Genomic DNA, 10168 nt, shown 5'->3' with positions numbered 1-10168 from the left:
AGCCGCTTAGATGATTTTAATTATTTCTACTGTCTACTTGACAGGGGGCAGTTCAGTTCCAGCTAGCCTCTCCTTTTCTAAGCATTCGCTTGTTTCGTTCAAACCCCTCTTAGACGCTTGACATCCTCTTTTGGAGGCAGCCCAAACATGCGGGAATATTCGCGGCTAAATTGCGATGGGCTTTCATAGCCGACTTGAAAGGCGACATCGGCGGCATCGGTCGATTCAGTTAATAACAAGCGCCGGGCTTCTTGGAGCCGTAGTTGTTTTTGAAACTGAATCGGGCTCATCGCTGTTACTTCTTTAAAGTGTCTATGAAGAGAAGAAACACTCATGTGGGCAATGTCCGCCAACTCTTCAATTCGAATAGGTCGATTATGGTTTTGTTTAATATATTCGATCACGTCTCTAATTCGATAAACAGAGCTCCCTTCGATTGCGATTTGTTTCAGCACATCTCCATGAGGCCCTTGCAAAACGCGATACAAGATTTCCTTCGTATAAATAGGAGCTAGGACGTCAATATCTTTCGGAGTGTCAAGCAAACGAACGAGTCTTATTACTGCATCGAGCAAAGGGAGTTCGATCGGGCTGACAAACATCGCCCGCTTAGCTTGTCCGTTCAGGCCGTTTCCAATTTCCTCATCCCTTAAAACGTCTAAAATTTCCCCAGGCGTCAATTCAATTTTCAACGCCAAATACGGCACATCTTCAGTTGCTTCTACTACTTGGGCAATAACTGGCAAGTCAACGGATGCCACAAGATAATGGGTAGGACTGTAAGTAAAACGTTCCTGTGCCAGCCAGACGTCTTTTTTCCCTTGGACAACAAGGCATAAAGAAGGGCGTTGAACGCCGTGACTCGGAGCCGTCACCCCCGATTGGCGGAACAAAAATAAAGCAGGAATCGCTGTTGCGTGAACCCCATCTTGCCCTGTATGGCGCTCAACGAGTTTGGCCAGTTCGTTTTGTTGTTGATAAATTTGTTCGTACATAAAATCCTCCTTCGTTTTTATTTTGTTAGTTTTATTCTAATACATATTTATCGGCTGCATAAGTGGTTGTGAGAGGATTAGGCAATGATTTGCGATGATTGTGATACCGGTCTCTTTTGTAGTTGCGGCATAATGAAAGATGCAAAGAGGTTTTCCAGAGAATAGAGGAGGTATATATATGCAAACAGTTACGTTGAACAATGGCGTCAAGATGCCGATCTTAGGCTTTGGCGTTTACCAGATTACCGACCTAGATGTGTGTGAGCAATGTGTATATGACGCCTTGATGACCGGCTATCGCCTCATTGATACGGCCGCCGCTTATCAAAATGAAGAGGCGGTCGGCCGAGCAATCAAACGGAGTGGCGTGCCAAGAGAGGAAATATTTGTTACCACAAAACTTTGGATTCAGGATGCCGGTTATGAGAGCACGAAAAAAGCATTTGCGAGATCGTTGGAGCGGCTGCAGCTGGATTATATCGATCTGTATTTAATTCATCAGCCGTTTGGCGATGTGTATGGCTCATGGCGCGCTATGGAGGAATTGTATCGCGAGGGAAAGATTAGGGCAATTGGAGTTAGTAACTTCCAGATGGATCGTCTGGTAGATTTGATTATTCATAATGAAGTAGTTCCTGCTGTAAACCAAATTGAAACACATCCTTTCTGCCAGCAAATAGAAAGCGCGAAACTTATGAAAGAGTACAATGTTCAGATAGAGTCTTGGGCGCCTTTTGCTGAAGGAAGAAATAACATCTTCCAAAATGAAGTTTTAGTATCAATAGCTCAAAAGTATAATAAATCCGTTGCTCAGGTGATTTTACGTTGGTTGACGCAAAGGGGAATCGTAGTGATTCCAAAATCGGTTCATAAAGAAAGAATCATTGAAAACTTCCATATCTTTGACTTTGAATTAAGCCAAGAGGATATGGACATGATTGCGGCGTTAGATACGAAGAAAAGCCTGTTCTTTTCACATAACGAACCGGAAATCGTGAAATGGCTTTGCAATCGCCGGCTTGATATTTAGCGTGTACTTTTTAATCATGAATGTTAGAAGGGAAGTGAAATCATGCAAAAACGCCAATTAGGCAAAAGCGGCTTAGAAGTTTCAGCAATTGGGCTTGGCTGCATGGGAATGAGCCACGGCTATGGGCCGGCAGCGGACAAGAAGGAGATGATTGCGCTCATTCATGCGGCTGTGGAGCGCGGTGTGACATTTTTCGATACTGCCGAAGTGTACGGCCCGTATGTGAACGAGGAATTGGTCGGTGAGGCGCTTGCTCCGTTCAAAGGGGAAGTTGTTATTGCTACAAAATTCGGTATTCAAATGGAAGGCGACAAACAAGTGCTTAACAGCAAGCCGGAGACAATTCGCCGCTCGGTCGAAGGTTCGCTGAAACGGCTGAAAGTGGAAACGATTGACTTGTACTATCAACATCGCGTTGACCCGGATGTGCCGATTGAGGAAGTGACCGGGGTGATTCAAGATTTAATGAAAGAAGGGAAAATCCGCCATTGGGGGCTTTCCGAAGCAGGAGTGCAGACGATTCGCCGCGCCCATGCGGTGCAACCGCTTGCGGCGGTCCAAAGCGAATACTCGTTGTGGTGGAGAAGTCCGGAAGAAGAATTGCTTCCTACGCTTGAGGAGCTCGGCATTGGTTTTGTGCCGTTCAGCCCGCTCGGCAAAGGGTTCTTGACCGGAAAAATTGATAAGAATGTCACCTTTGCCGACTCTGACTTCCGCCGCATTGTGCCCCGGTTCCAGCCAGAAAATCTTGAAGCCAATCAAGTGTTGGTCGATCTCATTCAGAAGTTTGCGGCCGAGAAACAAGCGACGGCGGCGCAAATCGCCTTGGCATGGCTATTGGCGCAAAAGCCATGGATTGTGCCGATCCCGGGGACGCGCAAATTAGAACGCCTCGAAGAAAATCTCGGCGCGCTCGATGTTGTATTTACGGCAGAAGAGCTTCAGAAGTTGGACGATGCGCTTGCGAACATCGAAATTGCCGGAGACCGTTATCCGGCCGGCTCGGACTATGCCAAGCGGGTAAGCAAATAACGCTGCAGTGAGTGCTAGTGGAGTCAATGGCTGCCTTTTTGATCGCTGAATAGAACTTGCCTATTCGGCGATCGATTTTTTGCGGCAGCACTTAAGGTTGATAGACAATTTCCATCGTTTTGTTCATTAATCAATAAATAGTGCTCATTTAACCATTGTAGCCGCCCTGTTTCGGCATATAATTATAGACAGATATCTATTTATGGATTAATATCTATTTTTGAGTGAAAACGGAGCGGACAGACCGCTTGGAATTTTTCACTGATAGGAGGTATGGTCGTTGGAACAGCTATGGACGAAACCGTTTCTTCTCATGACTGTTGCGACGCTGTTCCTCTTCACCGCCTTTTACATGCTATATCCGACGTTACCGTTGTTTATTAAGCGGATTGGCGGCAACGGGTCGCATGTCGGGTGGGCAACGGGAATGTTTATGCTGTCGGCCGTTTTGTTTCGCCCGTTTGTGGGCGGGCTGCTCGACCGGTTCGGCAGACGCTCGTTTATCATCGGCGGAGTGATTTTGTTTGCGGTGGCGATGTATGTATATCCTTGGATCGGGGGAATCGCGGCGTTGATGGCGCTGCGAATCGGGCATGGAGTGAGCTGGGCTGTTTCGACCACGTCCATGTTGACCGTCGCTACGGATGTCATTCCGCCCAACCGCCGTGGGGAAGGGATGGGCTGGTTTGGCACTGCCATGACGGCGGCGATGGCGATCGGCCCGATGATCGGCCTTGCGGTGGCCGAGAACATATCGTATCATGGGTTATTTCTATTTGCCGCGCTTCTTTCGATGCTGGCCTTATTATTGGTGCTTCCGGCAGACATGCCGTTTCAGCGGCAGTCGGGGGCAAAACGCGTCGAGTTTTTTGAACCATCGGTGTTGCCCGTCGCGGTTTCGGTCATTTTTCTGTTTCTCGCCTATGGCGGCATCACGACGTTTGTTCCGTTGTTCGCCCGATCGATCCATGTCAATTCAGGGATGTTTTTTCTCGTTTACGCGGCCACGCTTATGTTGAGCCGGCCGCTTGCCGGGAAACTTTCGGACCGTTACGGCGAAGCGTTTGTCATTGTGCCGGCTCTAGTTATAACCATATTCGCTTTGCTTCTCTTAAGTATTTCAAAGGGATGGTTTGGGTTTCTTGCGGCCGCAGTGTTATTCGGCATTGGGTTTGGTTCCGCGCAACCCGCTCTCCAAGCAGCGATGATTCGCATTGCCCGCCCCGACCGCATCGGGGTCGCCAATGCGTCGTTTACGACGGCGACCGACCTTGGCATCGGGCTAGGAGCGATTTTGCTCGGAAGGATTTCTGAGCAAGCAGGCTATCAAACGATGTTTGTGTCCGGCGCGCTGTCGGTTGCGGTTTCCTTCGTTTTGTTTAGCCTCTTTGGAAAGCGTTTGCTAAAAAATAAAGAATCTTCTTTAGAGAAAGTAAATTCTGTTTAAAAAATTACAGATTTACCAAATTATCGAAAGTGAGGATTGGTCACATGGAATATGTGAAACTTGGAAATACTGGTTTGGACGTATCGCGCATTTGCCTTGGTGGGATGAGCTTTGGGATCGCGGACCGGTGGATTCATCCATGGGTGCTTGATGAGGAGAAAAGCCGTCCGATTATCAAAAGAGCGCTTGAATTAGGCATTAACTTTTTTGATACGGCCAATGTGTATTCCGGCGGAACGAGTGAGGAAATATTGGGGAAAGTGTTAAAGGACTATGCCAATCGGGATGAAATCGTCATCGCGACAAAAGTGTATTTCCCGATGCATGAAGGTCCCAATGGCAAAGGCCTTTCGCGAAAAGCCATTATGCGCGAAATTGATAACAGTTTGAAGCGGCTAGGAACCGATTATGTGGACCTGTACCAAATCCACCGTTGGGATTACGATACGCCGATTGAAGAAACAATGGAAGCGCTGCATGACGTGGTGAAGGCGGGAAAAGCGAGGTACATAGGGGCTTCTTCGATGTATGCTTGGCAGTTTTTGAAAGCCAACTATACAGCAGAAAAACATGGATGGACGAAATTTGTCTCGATGCAAAACCATTACAATCTCATGTACCGCGAAGAAGAACGGGAAATGCTGCCACTTTGCAAGGAAGAAAACATTGCGGTGATTCCGTATAGCCCTTTGGCGTCAGGGAGGTTGACGCGCGATTGGTCGGAAAAGACGCATCGTTCGGAAACCGACCAAATTCAAAAAGCGAAATATGATGCTACCGCAGAAGCGGATCGGGCGATTGTTGAACGTGTTGCCGAACTCGCTGAAAAACATGGCGTCAAGCGCGCCCAAATCGCTCTCGCTTGGCTGTTACACAAAGAACCGGTCACCGCACCGATCGTAGGGGCGACAAACATTTCCCACATAGAAGATGCAGTTGGAGCGCTATCGGTTTCATTGACGAAGGAAGAAATGGACTACTTAGAAGAGCCGTATGTACCGCATCCAATAGTTGGCCATCGCTAATATAAGGAAACAAGGCTGTCCCCAAGGTTCCCTAGTCAATGGGTCTGCTGTGGACAGTCTTTTGTTGTCATTAATATTATAGACTATTGGGATCGTCAACGGGAAGCAAAGATCGTGCGTCAAACGGTGAAGAAATTAGAGGGGTTAGGGTACGAAGTGAAGTTAGAAAAAGTGGGTGCGTAAGGGAATTAAACCATATATAAACTTTAATACATTCCTTTGGAAATTATATTCCAAAGGCTAGTGGGGGCTTTTTGCCAAATTTTGTTTTCAGGAAAGATATACCTTGAAAAGTTAACTTCTCAATCACACTGCACACCCTAAGCGTTGTAGCACTTCCGTCGAGCGTTCATGGATGCGGTCCACAAATCAGACAATGAAATTAATGGAGCCATTCGTATCCCAATTTTAGGACTTGGTTTTTTTACCGGATAGCGAAGAAACTCGTTTGCAGCATACTTTCCAAGCTTTGCACCATCAATTTGTTGCAAGTAGTTTGGCTGTAAAAGCCGCTCATGAAATCATTCCAAATACCAAAGTTGGATGCATGCTTATTTATGCACCGACTTATTCTTTCGATTGTAATCCGGAAAATGTTTTACATGCCCTACAAGAAGGACGTATATTTAACTATTTATGTGGCGATGTTCAAGTGCGTGGAGAGTACCCAGCATTTGCGAAACTTTTCTTTAAAGAAAACGGAATTGAGCTTGACATTCACGATGGCGATCTTGAGTTATTAAAACAATATCCTGTTGACTTTATTAGTTTTAGCTATTACATGTCTCGTACGGTGAAAAAAGTAAAATCACCCGAAGAGTCAACATCAGGAAACATTGTTGGAGGTGTTAAAAATCCATTTTTAAAAGCGAGTGATTGGGGATGGGAGATTGACCCAATTGGTCTTCGGATTGCACTGAATGAACTTTATGATCGTTATCAAAACCTTTATTTGTTGTTGAAAATGGGCTTGGAGCATATGATAAAGTTGAAGAAGATGGTTCTATTAATGATGACTATCGTATCGATTATTTACGGGAACATATTAAAGCTATGGGAGAAGCTATTGAAGATGGAGTACAATTGATGGGCTATACTTCATGGGGATGTATTGATTTAGTTAGCGCATCAACTGGTGAGATGAGTAAGCGTTATGGTTATATTTACGTAGATAAGCATGATGATGGTTCTGGAACGCTAGAACGAAAGAAGAAAAAATCTTTTTTCTGGTATAAAAACGTCATTGCGACAAACGGTGAAGAACTGTAATGAGATATTGTTTTCCCACGCGTGTTGATTAGCCATAATATTCATGAAGATTATAGAAAAAGAGCACCTTTCCTGTGTAAGTACGCACACAAACAAACCTAGGAGGTGCTCTCTATGGACAAGCATATCACACTCCCGAATTTGATGAAAAAAATTGTTTCATCCTTTCCTATGAACAAAAAGCGTTAGAAAAAGGGAGAAAAGAGGGGATAAAGCAAGGGAATCGGGATGGGCGGCCTTGGGCATTTAGCGGTGCAATTTGCCCATGCTATGGGTGCTGAAGTTACCGTATTGAGCCAATCGTTGAAAAAGAAAGAGGAAGCGCTCGCGTTAGGTGCCGATCATTACTATGCGACGAGCGATCCGGATACATTCAAAACGCTGGCAAACCAATTTGATCTTATGTTAAATACGGTATCGGCCAATCTAGATGTGAATGAGTATTTATCGTTGCTTCGTGTCGATGGCACACTTGTCAATGTCGGCGCGCCGGGCAATCCGGATACGTACAATGTGTTTTCCTTAATTATACACCGCCGCAGCATCGCCGGTTCTTTTGTCGGCGGCCTTCGGGAAACACAAGAAATGCTTGATTTTGCCGCCGAGCATGGCATTGCGCCGAAAATTGAAGTGATTCGCGCCGCCCAAGTGGACGAGGCGTATGAACGTGTCCTCTGCAGCGATGTCCGTTATCGCTTTGTCATCGATATGTCGACGTTATCGTAATGAAAGAACAGGCATCCATAGGAAAGGAGAGAAAAAATGGAAAACATCGAGATTATCCGCAACGGCGCACAGCCGTCTGCGAAAGGGCCAGAAGCGTATTTTACCGGAAATGTCCGTGTCGATCCGCTATTTCAAGCCAATGTCTTTGCGCCTTATTCGGCTGCTTATGTGACGTTTGAACCAGGGGCTCGCACGGCATGGCACACCCATCCGGTCGGGCAGAGATTGATCATCACGTATGGCGTCGGCTGGGTGCAAGAGTGGGGCGGCCCGATCCGGGAAGTGCGGGCGGGCGATGTCGTTTGGTTTCCGCCGGGCGTTAAACATTGGCATGGAGCGGCGCCGACAACGGCGATGACCCATATCGCCTTGACGGGAGTCGCTGACGGCCAAGGGGTCGAATGGCTCGAAAAAGTGACGGATGAACAATACCGCAAGGATGAATAGGGGGCAGCAACATGGCCGCATGGTCAAAAGAGGAACTGCGTCAAATCGCCGCAGCCGATGATCTTCACATTTCGCCGTTCCGTGAGGACGGCAAAACGTATGGAACGCCGACGTGGATTTGGTACGTTGTTGTCGGCGATTCGCTCTATGTGCGCGCCTACAACGGGCAGCGCTCCCGCTGGTACCAAGCCGCCATTCGGCAGAAAGCCGGACGGATTACAGTTGCCGGCATGACGAAGGAAGTCGCGTTTGAACCGGTCGACGGGCCGATCAATGACCTTATCGACGACGCCTACCGGTCTAAGTACAAAGGAAGCCCGTATCTCCACTCGATGATTAGCGGCCGCGTCCGGTCGGCGACGGTTAAGATTATTCCAATGTAACTCATACCGAATTTTTGAATCATCACCGATGCCAGCAGCGGGCGAATTCGTCCTGTTGCTGGCGTCGGTGCTTTTCTTTGGAAAATTAATCGAAATTGCGGTCCAATAACCGTCCCGTTTGTTCGGCGATGACGCGCGCCGGGAGCGGCATTCCGTTTTTGAACCACCATTCGACAATCCCGACGACCGCAGAAGCGAAAAATTGGAGGATCACTTCCTCGTGCAACCCTTGATTTTTCCCGCTGGATACATCGACTTCCGGCTTAAATTCCTCGATGACAAGCTCCAAAAACCGGCTGCGAAAATAAGGAGCGCCTTTGCTTGACAGCATCGTGGAGAAAAATAACTGGTGGCGTTCAAAATATTCAAACCAGATGTAATTCCCTTCTTCAAACGTTATATCCGATGCTGAACGGCAAAGTTCCCGCAAGTTGTCCATATGTTCTTCAATGAGTTTGTCCAATAAATCGTATTTATCAGTGTAATGAAGATAAATTGTTCCTCGATTCACATTGGCTCGGTCGGCAATTTCTTGGATCGTAATATCGTCAAACGGCTTTTCCGCCATTAGTTCGACGACAGCGTTTTTGATGGCTTCTTGGCTTTTGACGATTCTGCGGTCGACTTTTGTCATGGTGAATGCTCCACCTTTCCTAAAGATACTCAACAGTTCGTATTCATTTGTTGAATAGTCAACGAATTCCGTTCATTTAACGATTGAACGAATTCGCTTTTCTTTTATAATTATAAACAGTTGTTGTTTATTCAATCAATATCTATTTTTAACACTATAATGTTAGGAGGAATGAAACATGCCTCACAAGAAAGTATGGTTAATTACGGGAGCCGGGCGCGGCATGGGCGTTGAGATTGCCAAAGCCGCCCTTGATGCTGGCTACTACGTAGTTGCGACCGGCCGCAATCCGGAGAAGGTGGCAAGCGCGATCGGAGAGAACGAAAATGCGCTTGTTTTGAAGCTGGATGTCACCGATCCCACCGATGCTGAGGCTGTTGTCAAAGCAGCTGTCGACCGCTTTGGAACGATCGATGTGCTTGTGAATAACGCCGCTAACTTTTACGGGGGCTTCTTCGAGGAACTGGCACCGGAGCAGATCAATCATCAAATCGCTACCAATCTCATTGGCCCGATGAATGTCACCCGCGCGGTGTTGCCGGTGATGCGCAAACAGCGTTCCGGTCATATCATCTCCGTTTCATCAACGGCGGGCTTCGTCGGTTATGAGTATTGTTCCGCCTATGCTGCCTCGAAATTCGGCCTTGAAGGGTGGATGGAGTCACTGCGTTTTGAAGTCGAGCCATTCGGCATCAAGACGACCATCGTCAATCCGGGCTTTTTCCGCACTGAGCTTTTGCGGCCGGAATCGACGACTTGGGCAGCGCTGCGCATCGAGGACTACACCGAACGCAATGCCGAGCTGCGGCCTTGGTGGGAGTCGATGAATGGGAAACAGCCTGGTGATCCTGCTAAACTGGCCAAGGCGTTAGTGGCTATTGCTAGCCAAGAGGAACCGCCACGCCGTTTTATCGCCGGTGCTGACGCCATCGCCGAAGCCGAGCGGAAGGCCGCCGAGTTCAAAGAACAGATCAACGCATACCGTGACTTGTCGACTTCTCTGGCGCACGAGGAGGCATAATCAGCCAGAGGTGAAGTGAGTCTGTTAAGGATTCGGGGAGCGAAATGGGATTGGATGACCATGTATCATTTTGGCAAATGAAAAACGGAGAGGCTAGCTGGAACTGAACTGCCCCCTGTCAAGTAGACAGTGGAAATAATTAAAATCATCTAAGCGGCT

At 47.4% G+C, this 10168-nt stretch carries 9 protein-coding genes and 2 pseudogenes; 9 read left to right on the top strand and 2 right to left on the bottom strand.

Features of this window, described 5'->3' with window-relative positions:
* Nucleotides 1–98: 98 nt before the first annotated feature.
* Nucleotides 99–995: an AraC family transcriptional regulator N-terminal domain-containing protein gene (locus ACMW72_RS11415; RefSeq protein WP_418368962.1), complete on the bottom strand. Its 897-nt coding sequence runs from the start codon at nt 993–995 to the stop codon at nt 99–101.
* Nucleotides 996–1173: 178 nt separating this feature from the next.
* On the opposite strand from ACMW72_RS11415, the gene ACMW72_RS11410 reads away from it, so the two are divergent.
* The 8 genes and pseudogenes from ACMW72_RS11410 to ACMW72_RS11375 all read left to right on the top strand — a co-directional run bounded on the left by ACMW72_RS11410 (nt 1174) and on the right by ACMW72_RS11375 (nt 8354).
* Nucleotides 1174–2025, top strand: coding sequence for an aldo/keto reductase (locus ACMW72_RS11410; RefSeq protein WP_418368961.1), 852 nt, complete (start codon nt 1174–1176; stop codon nt 2023–2025).
* Between the two features lie 42 nt (nt 2026–2067).
* Nucleotides 2068–3057 carry an aldo/keto reductase gene (locus tag ACMW72_RS11405; RefSeq protein WP_418368960.1) on the top strand — a complete coding sequence of 330 codons (990 nt, stop codon included), beginning with the start codon at nt 2068–2070 and terminating at the stop codon, nt 3055–3057.
* A 280-nt stretch (nt 3058–3337) separates the two neighbouring features.
* A complete protein-coding gene (locus ACMW72_RS11400; RefSeq protein WP_418368959.1) occupies nt 3338–4504 on the top strand; it encodes an MFS transporter in 1167 nt (388 codons plus the stop codon).
* A 44-nt stretch (nt 4505–4548) separates the two neighbouring features.
* Nucleotides 4549–5529 (top strand): aldo/keto reductase, encoded by a 981-nt coding sequence (locus ACMW72_RS11395; RefSeq protein WP_418368958.1) that lies wholly within the window; start codon nt 4549–4551, stop codon nt 5527–5529.
* Nucleotides 5530–5904: 375 nt separating this feature from the next.
* Nucleotides 5905–6798, top strand: a pseudogene (locus ACMW72_RS11390) (family 1 glycosylhydrolase); the annotation flags it as partial.
* Between the two features lie 222 nt (nt 6799–7020).
* A pseudogene (locus ACMW72_RS11385) lies at nt 7021–7524 on the top strand (zinc-binding dehydrogenase); the annotation flags it as partial.
* A gap of 36 nt (nt 7525–7560) precedes the next feature.
* Nucleotides 7561–7971 (top strand): cupin domain-containing protein, encoded by a 411-nt coding sequence (locus ACMW72_RS11380; RefSeq protein WP_418368957.1) that lies wholly within the window; start codon nt 7561–7563, stop codon nt 7969–7971.
* Between the two features lie 11 nt (nt 7972–7982).
* Nucleotides 7983–8354, top strand: a complete 372-nt coding sequence (locus tag ACMW72_RS11375) for a DUF2255 family protein (protein ID WP_418368956.1) — start codon at nt 7983–7985, stop codon at nt 8352–8354.
* Between the two features lie 85 nt (nt 8355–8439).
* On the opposite strand, the gene ACMW72_RS11370 is transcribed toward ACMW72_RS11375, so the two are convergent.
* A complete protein-coding gene (locus tag ACMW72_RS11370; protein WP_418368955.1) occupies nt 8440–8988 on the bottom strand; it encodes a TetR/AcrR family transcriptional regulator in 549 nt (182 codons plus the stop codon).
* 178 nt (nt 8989–9166) lie between these two features.
* Here ACMW72_RS11370 and ACMW72_RS11365 point away from each other — a divergent pair, with 178 nt between their 5' ends.
* On the top strand, nt 9167–10009 hold the full coding sequence (locus ACMW72_RS11365; RefSeq protein ID WP_418368954.1) for an SDR family NAD(P)-dependent oxidoreductase: 843 nt from the start codon (nt 9167–9169) through the stop codon (nt 10007–10009).
* Nucleotides 10010–10168 lie beyond the last annotated feature (159 nt).

It is taken from the genome of Tepidibacillus sp. LV47 (genome assembly GCF_048381575.1).
Taxonomy (GTDB): Bacteria; Bacillota; Bacilli; order Tepidibacillales; family Tepidibacillaceae; genus Tepidibacillus.
This window is presented reverse-complemented; position numbering and strand designations above follow the sequence as displayed.